This window comes from Rhodoferax sp., from assembly GCF_018780565.1.
Lineage (GTDB): Bacteria > Pseudomonadota > Gammaproteobacteria > Burkholderiales > Burkholderiaceae_C > Rhodoferax.
Genome location: NZ_JADMJN010000003.1, coordinates 649515 through 668909, shown reverse-complemented (window position 1 = coordinate 668909; position 19395 = coordinate 649515). Strand labels below are relative to the sequence as shown.

Sequence of the window (19395 nt, the reverse complement as noted above, 5' to 3'; positions counted from 1 at the left end):
TTGTACTTTGCCATGAAACCCTCTGAAGTTTGTCCAACTTCTGGGGGTCAGTTCACCGGCGCGGCGGCCTGCATGCCGGTGCTGGTGTTGACATAGCGCGGCAGGGTGACCGCTGCCAGCGGGCTGCGGTACTGAATCAGCGCCAATGTGATTTCACGCTCTTCCGCCATGGCCTTGCGGTCTTCCTCGTCATCTGCATGGGCTTTTTCATGCACCTGCCAGACGGATTCGGTGGCCGTCAGAATCAGCCGGTCCAGCACGCACTGGCAGGGCTTGAGCACGCCACTCACCTGGTAAGGATTGTTGCCATGCGCATGCCCCCCGCCGCCCAGCCCGTGCGAGCCAATGAAAGTGTCGCCGGCCGTCATGCCGGTTTTCAGCGCCACCTCGGCCCCCAGCACGGCCTGCATCGCCCCACGCCACAGCACGCCCTGTGCCAGCGTGGCACCGTAGTGGCTGATGTAGTCCGCAGAGGTGCCCACAAGACGAAAGCCCCGAAAGCTGTCGCCCAGGCTCAGTGGGATCAACTTGGCCACACGCGGGTCCTTTTGCAAGGCCTGCACCTCGGCCAGCGGGATATTGCCGGGTGGCACATCCATATGGAACACACCGGCCAGAATCAATTGCATGGGGCTGCCCTTGGCACCCACTACAAGGTCAATGCCGGCCAGATCACGCTCAAAAGCGCGGTCTATCTGCTCGGAAACCAGAAGCACCAGGGTGATGGACGCCAGACCGAGCGACAGCAGCAACAGGTTAAGTCCCGCCGCCAGCGGGCGCGACCACAGGTAGCGAAAGGATAATGCTATTATTTTCATAGCTTACTACGCATATCTGACGAGGGGTTTGCGACACTTTTACCTTCAAATTTCACCATCTGCGCCTGCGGCAAGGCCTGCACAACCCGTGCATCGTGGGTGGCGATGACCAGGGTGGCTGCGCACCTTTGGGCGCTGGCCTTGAGCAGATTCAACGCGTCAAGGGCCGCCTCGTCATCCAGACTGGCGGTGGGCTCATCCACCAGGATGACCTTGGGGCTCAGCAGCACGGCACGGGCCAGGGCCACACGCTGCGCCTGGCCACCCGAGAGCTGCGCGGGCTTGCGTCGGGCCAGGTCGGCCACGCCCAAGGCTTGCAGCGCGCGCTGAATTGCTGCAGCATCTTCGGTCAGATCCGCGGCAAAGTAGGCCAGTGCCAGATTGCCTTCAACCGTCAAGGCCTCGCTCAAATGCAGCTTTTGCGGCAAAAAACCAATCGCCCTCGCCCGCCAGGCATCGCGCGCCATAGGCTTGAGTGTGTCCAGAGGCTGTCCCGCCACGGCCAGGGCACCGCCCGTGGCCGTCAACAAACCGGCAGCCAGCGCCAGCCAGGTGGACTTGCCCGAGCCCGAACGCCCGCGCAGCAGCAGCACACCGCCCTGCGGCACCTCCAGATCCGGGAAATCCAGCGTGGGGCCGTTCGCGTACCGATATTGAAGAGCGCGCGAAGAAATCAAGGCTTCACCAGCCGGGCAAAGGTCTTGCGGAATTTGGCAACTTTGGGTGCGGCCACGGCCACGCAGTAGCCCTGGCCAGGATTGTTTTCAAAAAAGTCCTGGTGATAGTCCTCGGCAGGCCAGTAGTTGTTCACGGGCAGGACTTCGGTCACGATCGGGCTGCCCAGGACACCGCTTTGCGCGATCTCCTGAATCAGCTCTCTGGCAATCGCCTCCTGCTCGGGTGTCGAGAAATAGATGCCGCTGCGATACTGCGTGCCGCGATCATTGCCCTGTCGATCCAAGGTCGTGGGATCGTGGATGACGAAGAAGATTTCCAGAATCTCGCGCAGGCTGATCTGCGCCGGATCGAACGCCAGCTTGACAACTTCGTTGTGGCCCGTGGCACCGGTGCACACCTGCTCGTAGCTGGGCTTGACCGTGCGGCCATTGCTGTAGCCGCTTTCCACATCTTCAATTCCCTTCACGCCGACGAAGACGGCCTCGGTGCACCAAAAGCAGCCGCCACCCAGGGTAATGGTTTGCAGGGAATCAGACATGGGGGTTTCTCCATTCAAAACTATGGGTCGAGTCGACCGAGGGCATCTTACGCGTCGCCGCAGGCAGGGTTCGCCACAGCCCCGGCTTTGCGCAAATTTACACAAGGTCGCCCGTTCGCCAATTGACAGCCCCTCCCCTGGAAGCTACATTAATAACCAATTAGTCATTAATTTAATGTCCCTCTCCAAGCTCCTCTGCAGCGCCAAGCCGGCCACCCCCGCCAAACACGAACGCCGTAAAAAAGCGCGTCCGGGCGAGTTGCTGGCTGCGGCCCTGGACCTGTTTGTGGAAAAAGGCTTCGCCGCCAGCACCGCCGAAGAAGTAGCGCGGCGCGCCGGTGTTTCCAAAGGGACGCTGTTTCTGTATTTTGCGAGCAAGGAAGAGCTTTTCAAGGCCGTGGTACGGGAAAACATCTCGGGCCGCTTCTCCGAATGGAATGCCGAATTCGATTCTTTTGAAGGCAGTACGCCGGATATGCTGCGCTATTGCATGAAGATGTGGTGGGAACGCCTTGGCAACTCCAAAGCCTCGGGTATCACCAAGCTGATGCTCAGCGAAGCCGAAAATTTTCCCGAACTGGCTGCTTTCTACCAGCATGAGGTGATCCAGCCTGCCCACAATCTGATCCGCCGAATTTTGCAGCGCGGAGTGGACCGTGGCGAATTCGTGCCCATTGATATGAAGTACGGCGTATACACAGTGCTGGCACCGATGCTGTTCCTGCAGATTTTGATGCGCTCCAAGGCTGCCTGCTTCGACGATTCCGAAGCCTCCCAGGTGGTACCCGAGGAATTTCTCGCAGTGCAGGTCCAAACCATTCTCGACGGGCTGCGTGTGCGGCCCCCCTCTCCTACTCCAACCCAAGGACATCCCTCTTTATGAAACGCTGGTTGAAATGGGCGGTTGCCGCCCTGGTCGTCGTGTTGCTTGTCCTGGGCGTGTTGCGCGCTTTGTCTGCGCGCAAGGCCCAGCAGGCCACCGTGGCGGCGCTGGCCACCCAGCGTGCGCAAACGGTTGTGGAACTGGGCGCTTCGGATGTGGTCACGGCCAAAACCCGCGAGCTGTCGCAAGGCCTAGCGCTGTCGGGCGCTCTCAAGGCCGTCAACAGTGCCATCGTCAAGGCCCGCGTGGCCGGCGAACTGCAAGGCCTGACCCTGCGTGAAGGCGACCTGGTGAAGGCCGGACAGATCGTCGCCCGGATCGATTCCACCGAATTCCTGGCCCGGGTGAAGCAGGCGCAGCAGCAAGCCGAATCCGCCAAGGCCCAGGTGGATATTGCCAAGCGCAGCTTTGACAACAACCGCTCCCTGGTGGACCAGGGCTTTATCTCCAAAACTGCGCTGGACACCTCGATAGCCAGCCTGGCCTCGGCAGAGGCAAATTACCGCGCCGCCCAGGCAGGTGCCGAAGTCGCCACCAAATCCCTGGAGGACACGGTGCTGCGCGCCCCCATCGGCGGGGTGATTTCGCAGCGTCTGGCGCAACCCGGCGAGCGCGTGGCCATTGACGGGCGCATCGTGGAAATTGTCGACCTCTCCCGCCTGGAACTCGAAGCCAGCCTGAGCGCCAGCGAGTCGGTCTCGGTGCGCGTGGGACAAAGCGCAAGTCTGCAGATTGAAGGCACCGCCAAGCCGGTGAATGCCAGGGTGGTTCGCATCAACCCCAGTACCGTGGCCGGTAGCCGCGCCGTTCTGATCTACCTGGCTGTGGATGCGGCCCCTGGCTTGCGCCAGGGCCTGTTTGCACAGGGTACGCTGGACACCGAAAAGGTCCAGGCCCTGGCGGTGCCACTGAATGCCGTGCGCACCGACAAGCCGCAGCCCTATGTGCAGCTGGTGAGTGACCAGAAAGTGGTGCACCAGCTGGTTGAGATGGGCGGACGCGGCGAGGTGGAGGGCCAGACCATGGTTGCCGTGAAAGGTGTGGCAGAGAATGCCATGGTGATCGCCGGTACCGTGGGGCCCCTGCGCGATGGCACGGCTGTGAAATTCACACCCGCTGCGGCACCAACCCAAAGCGGCAAATAAACCATGTGGTTCACCCGCGTCAGCCTTCACAACCCCGTCTTCGCCACCATGGTCATGCTGGCCATCGTGGTGCTGGGCCTGTTCTCCTACCAGCGCCTGCAAGTGGACCAGTTCCCCAACATCGATCTGCCCGTGGTGGTCATCACCACCGAATACCCCGGTGCCTCGCCTGAAATTGTCGAAAGCGAAGTCACCAAAAAGGTGGAGGAAGGCGTCAACTCCATCGCCGGCATCAATGCCCTGACCTCGCGCAGCTACGAAGGCCAGTCGGTCGTCATCATCGAGTTCCAGCTCCACATCAATGGTCGCAAGGCCGCCGACGATGTGCGCGAAAAAGTGGGCACCATCCGCCCCAACCTGCGCACCGAGGTAAAGGAGCCACGGGTTCTTCGATTCGACCCCGCCAGCCGCGCCGTGTGGTCCCTGGCCGTGTTGCCTGAAACCCCCAAAGAAGGCGTCAAATCCACCACGCCACCGCTGTCGGACGTCGAGCTGACCAACTGGGCTGACCAGACCCTCAAAAAGCGCCTGGAAAACGTACGCGGCGTCGGATCGGTCACCGTGGTGGGCGGCACCAAGCGCGAGATCAACATCTACCTGAACCCCCAGGCGATGGAAGCCTTTGGCATCACGCCCGACCAGGTCGTGAATGCCGTGCGCAACGAAAACCAGGACCTGCCGGCAGGCGCCATTCGCTCCCGCGAACAGGAGCGCGTGGTGCAGATCGAAGCCCGCATGCAACGCCCCGAAGACTTTGGCAAGATCATCGTCGCACGCAAGAGCGGTGCGCCGGTGCGCGTGGAGCAAGTAGCGCGAGTGGCCGACGGCGCCCAGGAAATTGACACACTGGCGCTCTACAACGGCCAGCGCACACTTCTGCTGAGCGTGCAGAAATCGCAGGACGAAAACACGATTGCGGTGATTGACGGCCTGCTGAAAACCGTGGCCGAGATGAAGACACAGCTGCCCGCGGGCGTTCGCCTGGAGCCGGTCACCGATGGCTCCCGGCAAATCCGCGTGGCGGTGGAGAACGTGCGCCGCACCCTGATCGAAGGCGCCCTGCTCACCATCCTGATCGTGTTCCTGTTCCTGAACTCGTGGCGTTCGACCGTGATTACCGGATTGACCTTGCCGATTGCATTGATTGGCACCTTTCTGTTCATGAACATGTTCGGTTTCACCATCAACATGATCACGCTGATGGCCCTGAGCCTGTGTGTGGGCCTGCTGATTGACGACGCCATCGTGGTACGGGAAAACATCGTGCGCCACGTGCAGATGGGCAAGACGCCCTTCAAGGCATCGCTGGATGGCACAGAGGAAATCGGTCTGGCGGTGCTGGCCACCACCCTGTCGATCGTGGCGGTGTTCATGCCGATCGGCTTCATGGGCGGCATCATCGGCAAGTTCTTCCACGAGTTCGGCATCACCATCGTGGCCGCCGTGCTGATCTCGATGTTTGTCAGCTTCACGCTGGACCCGATGATGTCCTCCATCTGGCACGACCCTAGCATCGAGGAACATGGCCGCAAAGGGCCGCCCGTGACTTTTTACGACAAGACCATTGGCCGCGTGACCGGTTTGTTTGACCGCGCCACCGATTCGCTGATCGAGGCCTACCAGTCCATCCTGCGTTGGGCGCTGGTGCACAAGATCAAAACCCTGATCATGGCCGTGGTGATCTTCATCGTCAGCATCTTCATGGTGCCGCTGCTGGGCACCGAATTTGTGCCCAAGGCGGACTTCTCGGAAACCTCGCTCAACTTTTACACCCCCATGGGCTCCTCCCTGGAAGTGACCGAAGAAAAATCGCGCCAAGTCGAGCGCATTCTGCGCGAGTTTCCCGAGGTGCGCTACACGCTGGCGACCATCAACACCGGCAACGCTGCGGGCAAGAGCTACGCCAGCATTTATGTGCGCCTGGTGGACCGCAAGGACCGCAAGCGCAATGTGGACGAGATCTCGGCCGTGCTGCGCGAGCGCCTGCGCCAGGTGCCCGGCATCACCGTGACCCACGTGGGCCTGCTGGACGCCGTGGGGGGTCAAAAACAGGTCGAGTTCTCGCTGCAGGGACCGGATTTGGGTGAGCTGGACCGCATCACCCGGCTGGTCATGGAGAAAATCCGCACGATCCCGGGCCTGGTGGACCTGGACTCCAGCGTGAAGCCGGACAAGCCCACGCTGGATGTCGTGATCAAACGCGACGCCGCATCCGACCTGGGCCTGAGCACCGGCTCCATCGGCAGCGCGCTGCGAACCTTGATTGCAGGCCAGACGGTGGGCAACTGGCGTGCACCGGACGACCAGACCTACGATGTGAATGTGCGCCTGGCGCCTGACGCGCGCAACAGCCCCGAGGACCTGCAGCGCCTACCCTTCGCCATGGGCAGCAACGCCGATGGCAGCTCGCGCATCGTGCGGCTGAACCAGGTGGCCACGGTGACAGACTCCACCGGTCCCAACCAGATCAACCGGCGCGACCTGACCCGCGAAGTGGCTATCAATGCCAACGTCTATGCCCGATCGGCCGGTGAAGTCTCGGCCGACATTAAGACGGCCATGGAGAGCATCAGCTTTCCGCCGGGCTACCGCTACCAGTTTGGCGGCTCCACCAAAAACATGGCGGAATCGTTTGGCTATGCGATCTCGGCCCTGGTGCTGGCGATCGTGTTCATTTACATGATTCTGGCCAGCCAGTTCAAGAGCTTCCTGCAGCCCCTGGCACTGATGACGGCGCTGCCCCTGACCCTGATTGGCGTGGTGCTGGCACTGCTGATGTTCCGCTCGACGCTGTCGATGTTCTCGGTCATCGGGGTGGTGATGTTGATGGGCCTTGTGACCAAGAACGCCATTTTGCTGGTGGACTTCGCGATTCGGGCCCGTGAACCCGGTGTCGACGCAGATGGCAATCCGGTTGCGGGCATGGCGCGCAACGAAGCCCTGCTGATGGCCGCCAAGGTGCGGCTGCGTCCGATCTTGATGACCACACTGGCCATGATTTTCGGCATGGTGCCGCTCGCCTTTGCCCTGACCGAAGGCTCCGAGCAGCGGGCACCCATGGGCCAGGCCGTGATTGGCGGCGTCATCACCTCGTCCCTGCTGACTTTGGTGGTGGTGCCGGTGGTGTACTGCTACATGGATGATCTGGCGCAATGGGCGCGCCGCCGCTGGAGCGGCAGTGCGCACACTGCCGGGTAAAATTTCGCAGATTGCGCTAATAGACCCCCTGGAGTACCTGAATGAATTTGGAACAAGCCCGTTTTAACATGATCGAACAGCAAATCCGTCCCTGGGACGTGGCGGATCCAGAGGTGCTGCACTTGCTGTCGGTGATCAAACGCGAAGATTTTGTACCTGCCGCCTACCGCGCCTTGGCCTTTGTGGACATGGAAATTCCCTTGGGCCAGGGCCAGTTCATGCTCGCACCCCGCGTGGAAGCCCGCATGCTGCAGGACGCCGCGGTACAGAAGCACGAAAAAGTGCTGGAAATCGGCGCTGGTTCCGGCTTCATGGCAGCGCTGCTGGCACACCGCGCCCAACGCGTAATTTCACTGGAAATCAAACCCGAACTGGTGGCCATGGCCCGCGCCAATCTGCAAAAAGCCGGCATCCACAACGCTGAAGTGCGCAACTTCGATGGCGCCAAAGGCTCCCCCGGGGAAAGCCCCTTCGATGTCATCATGCTCAGCGGCTCCGTCGCCGAGGTGCCCAAACACCTGCTGGCCCAGCTCAAGGTGGGCGGTCGCCTGGTGACCGTTGTGGGAGAAGAGCCCGTCATGCGCGCCACGATCGTGACACGTACCAGTGAAACCGGCTTCACCACCACCCATCCCTGGGACACCGTGGTGCCGCGCCTGCTGAACTTTCCTGAACCATCCCATTTTCACTTTTAAGCGGGCCACCACCTCGCTGCACCTCCTTGCCCATGATTGCCCAAGTTCGCCCCTCCCAACTGTCCGCATGGCTGAACACCATGCGCACGCATGGCGAGCCCGTGGTACTGGATGTACGCGAACCCTTCGAGCTGGCCATGGCCAGCGTCAAGGCCGATGGATTTGAATTGATCACCATACCCATGGGGGTGATCCCACCGCGCCTGAACGAGCTGGACCCCGAACGGCCGATCGCCTGTCTGTGCCATCACGGTGGACGCAGCATGCAGGTGGCCGCGTTTTTGCAGGCACGCGGGTTTGCCCATGTGGCCAACATCGCCGGTGGCATCAATGCGTGGTCGGCAGAGCTTGACCCCGGCATCCCACGCTACTGATTCGCGCGTTCCAGCCCACCCCCATTGCACCCTCCCTATTTGCCACTGCCCATCACTTCCCAAGGCCCACTATGAAAACGTTTCGTTTGCTACCCCTGCTTGTTGCCATCGGTGCCACACTGGCCCTGCCTGTGCGGGCGCAGAGCCTGGTGGACCTCTACGAGTCGGCACGGGTTTTTGACGCGTCCTACCTGTCGGCCAAATCGCAGTACGACGCCACGATGGCCAAAGCCAGCCAGGCCCAGGCCGCCATTCTGCCCACGGTAGGCCTGTCGCTGGGCGAGTCGCGGTCCAACCAGGAGGTGATTCCTGACGTCGGCGCCAGCAGCGAGCGTGCCTTTGGCAGCAGAAGCGCCGGCATCAGTGCCTCGCAACCGCTGTACCGTCCGGGCAACTGGGCCAGCTACAAGCAGGGACTCAAGCAGGTGGACTTGGCACAGGCCCAATTGGCGGCGGCCGATCAGGATTTGATTGTTCGCGTCAGCCAGGGCTACTTTGACGTACTCGCCGCACAGGACAGCCTGACCTTCGTCCGGGCGCAAAAAGCAGCCGTGGCCGAGCAGCTGGCGTCAGCCAAGCGCAACTTTGAAGTCGGCACCTCCACCATCACCGACACGCGTGAGGCGCAGGCCCGCTTTGACCTGGTGATTGCCCAGGAAATCGCCGCCGAGAACGACTTGCGCGTCAAACGCATTGCATTGGACCAACTGGTTGGCAAAACCGACATCAAGCCCAAGGTGCTGGCGCAGCCACTGGCCCTGCCTGCCCTGCTGCCCAATGACGTCAATGCGTGGATTCAGCAATCCGAAGCCGGCCACCCCAGCATCCAGCAAACCCAAATTGCACTGGACGTGGCGGTGCTCGAGACGAAAAAGGCGGAGGCTGGCCACAAGCCCACACTGGACCTGACCGCCGGGTACAACGCCGTCAAGAACCTCGATGGCAGCAGCACCACCGTCGGCGGCTCCCGCGTCAACGTGGGCTCCATTGGCCTGTCGTTCAACCTGCCCCTGTTTGCCGGCTTCTCCACCCAAAACCGCATCAAGGAAACCCTGGCGCTGGAAGACAAGGCGCGCAATGACCTTGAAGGTGCCCGCCGGGCCGTGGCGCAAAGCACCCGCACAGCCTTCTTTGGCGTGCTGTCGGGTCAAGGCCAGGTCAAGGCACTGGAAGCCGCCGAAGCCTCCAGCCAGAGCGCGCTGGATGCCAACAAACTGGGTTACCAAGTGGGCGTGCGGATCAATATCGACGTGCTCAACTCGCAAAGCCAGTTGTTCCAGACCAAACGTGATCTGGCCAAGGCGCGCTACGACGTGCTGGTGGGCAGCCTGAAGCTGCGCCAAGCCAATGGCACGCTCAAAGCAGACGATTTACAGGGCATCAACACCCTGCTGGCCAAGTAAGGCCAGCACCGCGGCCACGGTCTTATCGACCGCGCCGCGGTTGGCACCAGAGAACCGGGTGGCTGCGTCCACCATGGCAACGTGTCTGCTGCGGTCGTTCACCAAGGTCTGAGCCACCTCGACAGCCCCTTGCAGTCCCGGTACCCGGATCGCTGCACCGGCGGCCAAAGCCAACTCAGCCGCTTCCGCAAAATTGAAGGTGTGCGGCCCCATCACCACCGGACAACTGCAGGCGGCAGCCTCAATCAGGTTTTGCCCACCCAGCGGCGCAAAGCTGCCCCCCAGCAAGGCCAGGTCAGACAGACCGTAGTACAAGGCCATTTCACCCACAGAGTCGCCAAGCCAGATCACCGGGGCGCCAAACTCATCCGGCACCGGCAGCCCTTCACCCCAAGCGCTGCGGCGCATCACGGCAAAGCCATGGGACTCGATCAACGCAGCCACCTCGCCAAAGCGCTGCGGATGCCGCGGCACCATCAGCCATTGAATGCTGTTTGCTACTGATTCAATAGCGACTCCATTTTTTTTGGCAAGGGCTGAGGCCTGATGTGACTTCAAAATTTGAAGCAGGGCGTCTTCCTCCCCTTCCCGCGAACTGGCAAACATCACCACCGGTCGGCCCAGGCTGCTGCGCCAGGCGCGGCCGGCGGCAAGCTGCGCCGGGTTGGGTGTGGCGTCAAACTTGAGATTGCCAAACACCCCGCACACGGGGCCGCCCAATTCAGCCAGGCGTGCGGCGTCATCCTGCGTCTGGGCCCAGACCGCGCTCAGGCGACGGTAGGCCGGACGCGCCAGCCAGGCCAGCCGGCGCGCCTGCCGCAGTGACTTGTCACTGAGCCGTGCATTGGCCAGCACCAGCGGCACTCCGGCCTGCTGGCAGCCCGCGGCCAGATTGGGCCAGAGCTCGGTTTCTATCAGGATGCCAATGCGGGGCTTGAAGTGATGCAGAAAGCGCTGCACGGCACCCGGTGTGTCCCAGGGCTGCCAGGTCTGAAGATCGCCCTCGCGCAGCAGCGTGGCGCCCTCGGCGCGGCCGGTTGCCGTGCCGTGCGTGAGCAACAGGCGCATGCCCGGCAAGCGCTCACGCAGGCGCGCCACCAGCACCGCCGCAGCACGCGTCTCGCCAAGCGACACGGCATGAATCCAGATCGTGTTGCCCCCATCTGCCAGCGGCTGGCCTTGGTAGCGCCCGAAACGCTCTTCCACGGCGTGCAGGTAGCCGGGCTCCTGCACGCCACGGCGCGCCAGCTTGCGGCGCACCAAGGGCTGGGCCAGCCACATGAACAGGGAATACAGCAGGCGCATCATGCAGTAACGGCGGGAGCGGTCACGGCCAGCCATGCCTGCCAGACCGCATCCACCGACGGCGCAGGTTGCGCAAACACGCTGCGCTGACGCGCGCAGGGTGCAGGCCCTGTACGCCAGGCCGTGTCAAAGTTGTAGATCTGCACATGCGGCAAATCCAGCGCCACGGCGATGTGGCTCAGGCCGCTGTCCACACCGATCACGCCGGCACAGGGGGCCAGCGCATCGGTCAAGGCATCCAGCCCCAGGCGAGGCCAAACGACAGCCTGGGAAAGGCCGCTGGCAATCGCCTGGGCATGCTGCTGCTCCGCATCGCTGCCGTGCGGCAAGGCCACGGCATAGCCGCTGTCATTGAGGCGCTGGCCCAGCGCATGCCAGTGGGCCAGAGGCCACTGCTTGTCGGCGCGCGAGGTGCCATGCACCAGCGCCACCACGCGCTTGGCAGTGGGCATCTCGATTGCTATATTTTGAGTAGCAACCTGTGCATGATCCACGAGGGCCTTCAGCCCAAAAGACTGTTGATCCGGAATCGCATAACCCAGGGCGCGGGCACACAACTCGCGCGAACGCGCCACGGCATGAATCCGCGGCGGCAGGGTAATGGACACGTCGGCCACCCAGCGCGCCGGTGCCTCGAAACTCGAACCCTCAGTCTGATTGCCCAAACCAACCCGCTTGCCTTGCGGCGCCAGCCGGGCCAGCCAGGAGATGAGCGCCGATTTGCTCAGGCCCTGCAAATCGAGCACAGCGTCGTAATGCTCCCGCTGCAACTCGGTTTTGAAGCCGCGCCAGGCCTGACGCGTTTGCGCAGAAAAAGGCGATCTGCGCCAGCGCCGCAGCTCGCATTCGATGACACGGTGCACCCCCTCACAGCGCCGCACCAAGGGCGCAAAGCCGCGCTCGACCACCCAGTCAATCCGGGCCTCGGGAAACGCGCGGCGAATGTCCTGCACCGCCGGCATGGCGTGCACCACATCGCCAAGCGACGACAGCTTGACGATCAAAATCTTCATGCTGCGATCAATGCGAGGCCTCGTCCAGCACCGCACCAGGTTTGACCGTGCGCAGCAGTGCCAGCATCTGCGTCTCGATGCGGTGCAGCGCTTCGGGGGTGTGCCCTTCAAAGCGCATCACCAGCACTGGCGTGGTGTTGGACGCGCGAATCAAGCCAAAGCCATCGGGCCAGTCCACCCGCAAACCGTCGATGGTGCACAGCACCGCTGGTGCGGGAAAGTTCGCCCCAGCCACCAGCTTGTCGACCAGGATGTGCGGCTCGCCCTCGGCGCATTTCACGTTCAGCTCGGGCGTGGAGAAGCTGGTGGGCAAGGCATCGAGCACGGCGTTGGCATCAGGCGATTTGCTCAAAATCTCAAGCAGCCGGCAACCGGCGTAGGTGCCATCGTCAAAACCAAACCAGCGCTCCTTGAAGAAGATGTGGCCACTCATCTCACCCCCCAGCGGCGAGTTGACCTCTTTCATCTTGGCCTTGATCAGCGAGTGCCCGGTCTTGAACATCAGGGGCTTGCCGCCTGCCGCTTCAATGGCGGGCGCCAGACGCTGCGAACACTTCACGTCAAACAGGATGGTGCCGCCGGGCGCGCGGCTCAGCACGTCCTGTGCGAACAGCATCATCTGCCGATCGGGGTAAATGTTGTTGCCCTGTTTGGTGACGATGCCCAGGCGGTCGCCGTCACCGTCAAACGCCAGGCCCAATTCAGCGCCACCGGCTTTCAGGGCGGCAATCAGGTCGCGCAGGTTCTCGGGCTTGCTCGGGTCGGGGTGGTGGTTGGGGAAATTGCCGTCGACCTCGCTGTATAACTCGGTCACCTCGCAGCCAATGGCGCGCAAAATGGCCGGGGCCGAAGCACCTGCAATGCCGTTGCCACAATCCACCACCACCTTGATCGGGCGGGCCAGCCGGATGTCGCCCACAATGCGGGCGGCGTAGGCTTCCAGAAGGTTCACTTCGCGAATCTTGCCGCCGGGCAGCAGTGACCAGCTCTCGCCTTCCATCATGCGGCGCAGGGCCTGAATCTCTTCGCCATAAATGGCACGCCCGCCCATCACCATCTTGAAGCCGTTGTAATCCTTGGGGTTGTGGCTGCCGGTCACCTGAATGCCGCTGGTGCACAGGGTGCTGGCGGCAAAATACAGCATCGGGGTGGTGACCATGCCCACGTCAATCACCTCGATGCCCGAAGCCACCAGCCCGCGCACCAGCGCCGCACTCAAACCGGGGCCGCTGAGCCGTCCATCACGCCCCACCGCAACCGTCGTTTCCCCCTCGCTGCGCGCCACCGTGCCAAAGGCCCGGCCCAGAGCCTCTGCCACCGCTTCATCGATCGTGCTCGGCACGATGCCGCGGATGTCGTAGGCTTTGAAAATGGAAGCGGAGAGCTGCATGGCGGGGTTCCCTGAAAAATGTTTCATTGCTGACTGGCTGGCTGAATTGTAGGCGGGCAACAAGTCGCAGAGCATGTCCGAAAATGGCCAATTCAAAAGCCCTGCCCGCGTATCATTCCCTGCATGACCTCCCGCGAAGCACAGCCCCTGGATGACGCCTGCTACCTGGCTCTCAAGGCACGGGACGCGCGCTTTGACGGCTGCTTCTTCACCGGCGTCACCTCCACCGGCATTTACTGCCGCCCCGTGTGCAGCGTGCGCACGCCCAAGCGCGAGAACTGCCGCTTCTTTGGCCATGCGGCGCTGGCCGAACAAGCCGGATTTCGTCCCTGCCTGCGCTGCCGCCCGGAACTCGCGCCGCGCACACCGGCGCTCGGCAGCACGCCGCTGGCCAGGGCCTGGTCGATCCAGGACGCCTCCAGCATTCTGGCCGTGCAGGCCGCCCGCCTGCTTGACACGCCCGAGGGCTGGGGTGACGACACACCCAGCATGCAGCACCTGGCCAGGCGCCTGGGCGTGAGCGACCGCCACCTGCGCCGCATTTTTGATTCGCAGTTTGGCGTGTCGCCCCTGCAGTACCTGCAAACCCAGCGCCTGCTGAGCGCCAAGCAACTGCTCACCGACACCGCCCTGCCCGTGGCCCAGGTCGCACATTTAAGCGGCTTTGCCAGCGTGCGGCGTTTCAATGCGGCGTTTGTCAAACACTACGCCCTGCAACCCACCCGGCTGCGCCGCGAAGGCAGCAGCCCCCAGCGGAGCGCCGCCAACCCCGGCATCCACGTCCGGCTGGCCTACCGTCCGCCTTATGACGTGGACGCGATGCTGCAGTTTTTCGGCACACGGCAAATTCCCGGCCTTGAACACGTGAATACTAGCGGGAACGGCAGGCACCTGCGCCGTACGGTGGCGGTTCAGTCGGGCAAAACCCTTGCTACAGGCTGGCTGGAAGTCCGCTTCGATGAAACACGCTGCCGGGTGGACCTGCGCATCAGCGATTCGCTGCGCGACGTGTTGCCCTGGGTCATGGCCCGGGTGCGGGGCCTGCTCGACCTGGATGCCGATCCCCTGGCCATCAACAGCCTGCTGCACGAACGTTTTCCACAAGGCGACGGCCTGCGTGTGCCCGGCACCATGGACGGCTTTGAGCTGGCCGTGCGCGCCGTGCTGGGCCAGCAAATCACGGTGGCCGCAGCCCGCACGCTGGCCATCCGGCTGGTCACCCGCTTTGGCGAACCGATGGAGACGCCTTTTCCCGGACTCAACCGGCTGTTTCCCAGCCCCGAAACGCTGGCCACGGCCAGTGCCGATGCGCTGGGCCAACTGGGCATCGTCAAGCAACGCCAGGCCGCCATCCAGGCCATTGCCAACGCCGTGCACCACCAGCAACTCGCCCTGCACGCCGGGGCCGATGTGAACGCCACCGTGGAGGCACTCAAGGCGCTACCGGGGGTGGGCGACTGGACTGCACAGTATGTGGCCATGCGCGCGCTGCGCTGGCCCGACGCATTTCCGGCGGGCGACGTGGCCCTGCACAAAGCGCTGGGCGTGCAGGGCTGCAAGACCCCGGCCAAGGAGGCACAGGCCGCCTCGCAAGCCTGGCAGCCTTGGCGCAGCTACGCGGTGATCCGGGCCTGGGCCACCCTGACCGCTACAAAATAAATAGCTAACTACGTATATTCCATAAGAACTACGAGGCAATTTACCATGAAATTCCCCGACTCAACCGTGCAGACCCGCTACGACAGCCCCTTGGGGCCCATCATCCTCGCCGCCGCCAGCAAGGAACTGGTGGGCCTGTGGTTTGACGGCCAGCGCCATCAGCCCGACAGCGCCGGCTGGCCCGTGGCCAACGATCACCCGGTACTGCAACAAGCCCAAGCACAACTGGCCGACTATTTTGCCGGCCGGCGCACTACCTTTGACCTGCCCTTGGGCCTTGACGGTGGCACCCGTTTTCAACAGGACGTGTGGCGCGCACTGCTCAAAATACCCAGCGGTGCCACCCGGAGTTATGGCGCGCTGAGCGCCGCCATCGGTAAACCGACGGCGGTACGCGCCGTGGGCGCCGCCGTGGGCCGCAACCCATTGAGTATCATCGTCCCGTGTCACCGCGTGATCGGCGCCACAGGCGCACTGACCGGTTACGCTGGGGGCATTGAACGCAAAATTGCCCTGCTGCAACTTGAAGGCGCAACCTTTCAGCATCCGCCCGCCTGACCATCCTGCCGTCCCCAACCTGAAGCGCATCCCTTGAATTCACCTCCCCCCTCAAAACCGTGGCGAACCGACTTTTTTCTACTCTCCGCGATCTGGGGTTCCTCCTTCCTCGCCATCCGCCTGGGCGCGCATGAATTTGGCGCGCTGCCCACCGCGGGGGTGCGCACCGCGATTGCCTCGCTGGTTCTGCTGCCCATGCTGCTGTGGCGCGGCCTGGGGCCGGAACTGGCACGGCACTGGAAAATGGTTTTCTTCGTGGGTCTGCTCAACTCCGGCATTCCGTTTGCCTGCCTCGCCTTTGCCCTGCTGTCGATCAGCACCGGCCTGTCTTCGATTCTGAACGCCACGGCCCCCCTCTTCGGCGCGGTGGTGGCCTGGGTCTGGCTCAAGGATCGGCCCCACGGCCTGCGCATTCTCGGCCTGTTGATCGGCTTTGTCGGTGTTGCCCTGCTGGCTTGGGACAAGGCCAGCTTCAAGCCCGACGCCTCTGGCATGGCCACGGGCTGGGCCGTGCTGGCCTGCCTGGTGGCCTGCCTGTGCTACGGCCTTTCGGCCAGCTTCACCAAGCGTTACCTCAGTGGCATGCCGACCCTGGTCACCGCCACCGGCAGCCAGCTCGGCGCCACCCTGGGCCTGGCCTTGCCCACCATCTGGTTGTGGCCAGCACACAATCCTGGCCCAACCGCCTGGCTGGCCTTGCTCTGGGTGGGTGTGCTGTGCACGGGCGTGGCCTACGTGCTGTACTTTCGCCTGATCGAAACCGTGGGCCCCTCGCGTTCACTCTCGGTGACCTTTGTGGTGCCGGTGTTTGCGGTGATTTATGGCACGATCTTCCTGAGTGAAGCAGTCACGCCATGGATGCTGTTCTGCGGTGCCATCATCGTGTGCGGCACTGCCCTGTCCGCTGGCCTGCTGAAACTGAAACGCTAGTTTTCGCCCACAGGGAGCGAACAAAAACTCAGCCCTGGCGCAGCGGCTTGAGCAGGTCGGAGAGCCCGTTGTGGTCAATCTCGTGCATCAGCGCCAGCAGCCGGCCGATCTCGCCCTTGGGCACGCCCTCGCGCGCAAACCAGCGCAGGTAGTCACCCGGCAAATCCGCGATCAGGCGCCCTTTGTACTTGCCAAAGGGCATCGCACGCGTCACCAGCAGTTGCAGGTCTTCCGGATGCAAGCTCAGCCCTCAGCCACCTGCGCGCTTGACCACAAAGCCCTGCGCCTTGAGTGCCTCGATCACGCGGTCGCAGTGGTCACCCTGCACTTCAATCGTGCCGTCCTTCACCGTGCCGCCGGAGCCGCAGGCGGTCTTGAGCTGCTTGCCCAAGGCCGCCAGGGCCAAGGGGTCCAGCGCCAGCCCGCGCACCAGCGTCACCCCCTTGCCGCCACGGCCCTTGGTTTCGCGTGATACGCGCACCACGCCATCGGACGCAGGCCGCGCCGGCGTACTGCTGCAAACACAACTGCTTACCGGCTTGCGGCAGACAGGGCACATGCGCCCACTGTCGGTGGAGTAGACCAGCCCACCGGATGCGGATCGGGATTTCATGGGAGTGAATATTTTGAAAAATGCAGGCTTTATTGTCGGGGATAGCTGGGGGTGGCTTCCGCCGCAACCAGATGTGCCAGTCTTTGCAGTCGAGGTAGCCTTAAGGGACGCCCGTTATATTCCACGAATGACCACCTGCGCGAGTTTGGCAATGAGCTGCAGGCGCCTATGTTTGAAGCACACCCTGCCACCACCAGCCACCTTCACCACCGGGAGATTCCATGTCCACAGAAAACCTTCGCAACAAGCGTGTGCTCGTTACCCACGCAGACCAATTCATGGGACCGATGCTGTGCGAGGTGTTGACCTCGCAGGGTGCCATCGTCATCCCCAGCATCGACACCTTGATGAGCCCCGATGCGGCAGCAAGCGTGGTCGCAGCGGCTGGGCATATCGATGTTCTGATTGCGAACCTGGCAATACCGGCGCCCACGACCTACGCGGTCGATGTCTCCGAGGATGAATGGAAGGACACGTTCGCGGCGCTGGTCGATCCGCTGCCGCGGCTGTTCAAGGCCGCACTACCCGCCATGATTGCGCGCCGCTCGGGCAAGATTCTGCTCATGGGCAGCGCCTCGGCCTTGCGTGGCATGAAGCGTTCGTCCACCTACAGCGCCGCGCGCGGGGCGCAACTGGCCTATGTCCAGTCCGTCGGAGTGGAGGTCGCGCCGCACAACATCCAGGTGAATGCCATCGCACAGAACTTTGTGGAGAACCCGACCTACTTTCCGCCCGAGGTGCAGGCCAACCCGCGTTTCCAGGAACGGCTGCAGCGCGAAGTTCCGCTGGGCCGCCTGGTCGGCGCAAGGGAAGACGCAGAGTTCGCCGCCTACCTCTGCAGCGAGTCGGCAAACTGTTTTGTCGGGCAGGTGTTTCCGGTTTGCGGCGGCTGGGTGCAGCGTTAGCCCTTGCTGGGGTTGATGAGGTACTTGGTGCCGGTGGCGCGCTGGCCGTACACCGCGATGGCGTCCAGTTGCAGCGCCTCCAGCAGCGAAATTTCTTTCGAGTAGCTGCTGGCAAATGTGGTTTTCAATTCAGCGGCCACGCGGTCCTTGAGTTGCTGCGCCGCAACCGGGCCGATCTTTTGCAGGAACGGAAACAGCAGCCAGCCGCCCATGCCCCAGGTCATGCCGAAGTTGCGGACGAATTCCGTTGGGCCGGTGTCCAGGCCGCCATAGATGTAGACCTGTTTGAAGGTGGTGGAGCCGTAGCGGCTGTACTCTTTGGCGGTGCGGTTCGCTGCGGCTTCCATGCAGCCCAGAATCTGCCCGGCGAGCTTGCCGCCACCGGTGGCGTCAAAGGCAATGGTGGCGCCGGTGGCTACCAGGGCTTGCGTGAGGTCTTCCAGGAAAGTGGGCGAGGTCATGTTGCACACATAGGTGGCGCCAATGGCTTTGAGCACTGCTTCCTGCTCGGGCTTGCGCACGATGTTCACCAGCGCAATGCCGTCCTTGATACAAATCTTGTTCAGCATCTGACCCAGGTTGGAGGCGGCGGCGGTATGCACCAGCGCAGTGTGACCTTCGCGGCGCATGGTCTCGACCATGCCCAGCGCGGTGAGCGGGTTGACGAAGCAGGAGGCGCCCTCAGCGGGCGTAGTGCCGGCAGGCAGCACCAGGCATTGTTCGGCCTTGATGCAACGGTACTGTGCGTACATTTCGCCACCCAGCACGGCCACTGTTTTGCCCAGCAGGGCTTGCGCCGCTGCAGAGGAGCCCGCCTCAACCACCACGCCCGCGCCCTCGTTGCCCACCGGCATGGACTGGCCCAGTCGTCCGGCCATGCTCTTCATCAGGCGTTCAGGAATGGTGGCGGTGATGACCGGGCTCTGCGGCGTACCCGAGGCCTTGGCCGTGCTCATGTCGGCAGCGCCAAACAGGAGGCCGATGTCGGAAGGATTGATGGGCGTGGCTTCGATGCGCACCAGCACTTCGTCCGCAGCGGGCGTGGGCCTGGCAACGCTAGCCAGTGAGAGTTCCAGCTCGCCACTGGGTTTGACCAGCGAACGCAATTGGAGTCCGGTGCGAGGTGTAGATGTGCTCATTTTTTATCTCCTATGGTTGAAAGTGGTCTGTAGCATATCGACATATCGCCGAGTGCGCTGGGCAAGCGGCGAGCACATGCAGTGCCGGTCGCTTGAGCGACTCCTGTAGGGTCAAGCGTTGACTACATTTGCATCAGAGACAACGCGACAG

General features: G+C 62.9%; 18 protein-coding genes and 1 pseudogene. 10 read left to right on the top strand and 9 right to left on the bottom strand.

The window, feature by feature from the left end; translation table 11 throughout:
* Window positions 1–56: 56 nt before the first annotated feature.
* The 3 genes and pseudogenes from IV109_RS07055 to msrA form a co-directional block, all read right to left on the bottom strand.
* A pseudogene (locus IV109_RS07055) lies at window positions 57–818 on the bottom strand (ABC transporter permease); the annotation flags it as partial.
* Window positions 815–1495, bottom strand: coding sequence for an ATP-binding cassette domain-containing protein (locus tag IV109_RS07050; RefSeq protein ID WP_296694255.1), 681 nt, complete (start codon window positions 1493–1495; stop codon window positions 815–817). The pseudogene IV109_RS07055 and the gene IV109_RS07050, both read right to left, overlap by 4 nt.
* Entirely contained in the window at window positions 1492–2034 is a 543-nt protein-coding gene (msrA, locus tag IV109_RS07045) for a peptide-methionine (S)-S-oxide reductase MsrA (RefSeq protein WP_296694252.1), read from the bottom strand. Before msrA ends, IV109_RS07050 begins: the two co-directional genes overlap by 4 nt.
* Before the next feature lie 175 nt (window positions 2035–2209).
* On the opposite strand from msrA, the gene IV109_RS07040 reads away from it, so the two are divergent.
* From IV109_RS07040 to IV109_RS07015, 6 genes are all read left to right on the top strand, one after another.
* Complete coding sequence (locus IV109_RS07040) at window positions 2210–2917, top strand: TetR/AcrR family transcriptional regulator (protein WP_296694325.1); 708 nt, start codon at window positions 2210–2212, stop codon at window positions 2915–2917.
* Window positions 2914–4062, top strand: coding sequence for an efflux RND transporter periplasmic adaptor subunit (locus tag IV109_RS07035; protein WP_296694249.1), 1149 nt, complete (start codon window positions 2914–2916; stop codon window positions 4060–4062). Before IV109_RS07040 ends, IV109_RS07035 begins: the two co-directional genes overlap by 4 nt.
* Before the next feature lie 3 nt (window positions 4063–4065).
* Entirely contained in the window at window positions 4066–7260 is a 3195-nt protein-coding gene (locus IV109_RS07030) for an efflux RND transporter permease subunit (protein WP_296694246.1), read from the top strand.
* Between the two features lie 41 nt (window positions 7261–7301).
* Complete coding sequence (locus tag IV109_RS07025; protein ID WP_296694243.1) at window positions 7302–7955, top strand: protein-L-isoaspartate O-methyltransferase; 654 nt, start codon at window positions 7302–7304, stop codon at window positions 7953–7955.
* A 32-nt stretch (window positions 7956–7987) separates the two neighbouring features.
* Window positions 7988–8329, top strand: a complete 342-nt coding sequence (locus tag IV109_RS07020) for a rhodanese-like domain-containing protein (RefSeq protein WP_296694241.1) — start codon at window positions 7988–7990, stop codon at window positions 8327–8329.
* A gap of 71 nt (window positions 8330–8400) precedes the next feature.
* Window positions 8401–9732, top strand: coding sequence for a TolC family outer membrane protein (locus IV109_RS07015; protein ID WP_296694238.1), 1332 nt, complete (start codon window positions 8401–8403; stop codon window positions 9730–9732).
* Here the strand turns inward: IV109_RS07015 and IV109_RS07010 are convergent.
* From IV109_RS07010 to IV109_RS07000, 3 genes are read right to left on the bottom strand one after another with little or no spacing between them, the layout of a single operon-like run.
* Window positions 9700–11040, bottom strand: a complete 1341-nt coding sequence (locus tag IV109_RS07010) for a 3-deoxy-D-manno-octulosonic acid transferase (protein ID WP_296694323.1) — start codon at window positions 11038–11040, stop codon at window positions 9700–9702. The two genes, IV109_RS07015 and IV109_RS07010, sit on opposite strands and share 33 nt — an antisense overlap.
* Window positions 11037–12050: a lipopolysaccharide heptosyltransferase I gene (waaC, locus tag IV109_RS07005; protein WP_296694235.1), complete on the bottom strand. Its 1014-nt coding sequence runs from the start codon at window positions 12048–12050 to the stop codon at window positions 11037–11039. Before waaC ends, IV109_RS07010 begins: the two co-directional genes overlap by 4 nt.
* Before the next feature lie 7 nt (window positions 12051–12057).
* Complete coding sequence (locus IV109_RS07000) at window positions 12058–13440, bottom strand: phosphomannomutase/phosphoglucomutase (protein ID WP_296694233.1); 1383 nt, start codon at window positions 13438–13440, stop codon at window positions 12058–12060.
* Between the two features lie 123 nt (window positions 13441–13563).
* On the opposite strand from IV109_RS07000, the gene IV109_RS06995 reads away from it, so the two are divergent.
* From IV109_RS06995 to IV109_RS06985, 3 genes are read left to right on the top strand one after another with little or no spacing between them, the layout of a single operon-like run.
* On the top strand, window positions 13564–15099 hold the full coding sequence (locus IV109_RS06995; RefSeq protein ID WP_296694227.1) for an AlkA N-terminal domain-containing protein: 1536 nt from the start codon (window positions 13564–13566) through the stop codon (window positions 15097–15099).
* A gap of 45 nt (window positions 15100–15144) precedes the next feature.
* The gene (locus IV109_RS06990) at window positions 15145–15657 is read left to right on the top strand and encodes a methylated-DNA--[protein]-cysteine S-methyltransferase (RefSeq protein ID WP_296694225.1); all 513 of its coding nucleotides are present in this window, start codon (window positions 15145–15147) and stop codon (window positions 15655–15657) included.
* A 33-nt stretch (window positions 15658–15690) separates the two neighbouring features.
* A complete protein-coding gene (locus tag IV109_RS06985) occupies window positions 15691–16587 on the top strand; it encodes an EamA family transporter (protein ID WP_296694222.1) in 897 nt (298 codons plus the stop codon).
* Between the two features lie 28 nt (window positions 16588–16615).
* Here the strand turns inward: IV109_RS06985 and IV109_RS06980 are convergent, their stop codons facing one another.
* Both IV109_RS06980 and IV109_RS06975 read right to left on the bottom strand, forming a co-directional pair.
* Entirely contained in the window at window positions 16616–16828 is a 213-nt protein-coding gene (locus IV109_RS06980) for a DUF3820 family protein (RefSeq protein WP_296694219.1), read from the bottom strand.
* 9 nt (window positions 16829–16837) lie between these two features.
* Entirely contained in the window at window positions 16838–17200 is a 363-nt protein-coding gene (locus IV109_RS06975; RefSeq protein ID WP_296694217.1) for a translation initiation factor Sui1, read from the bottom strand.
* Between the two features lie 221 nt (window positions 17201–17421).
* Here IV109_RS06975 and IV109_RS06970 point away from each other — a divergent pair, with 221 nt between their 5' ends.
* Entirely contained in the window at window positions 17422–18105 is a 684-nt protein-coding gene (locus IV109_RS06970; RefSeq protein ID WP_296694214.1) for an SDR family oxidoreductase, read from the top strand.
* Here the strand turns inward: IV109_RS06970 and IV109_RS06965 are convergent.
* Window positions 18102–19244, bottom strand: a complete 1143-nt coding sequence (locus IV109_RS06965; RefSeq protein ID WP_296694212.1) for a zinc-binding dehydrogenase — start codon at window positions 19242–19244, stop codon at window positions 18102–18104. The two genes, IV109_RS06970 and IV109_RS06965, sit on opposite strands and share 4 nt — an antisense overlap.
* Window positions 19245–19395: the final 151 nt, after the last annotated feature.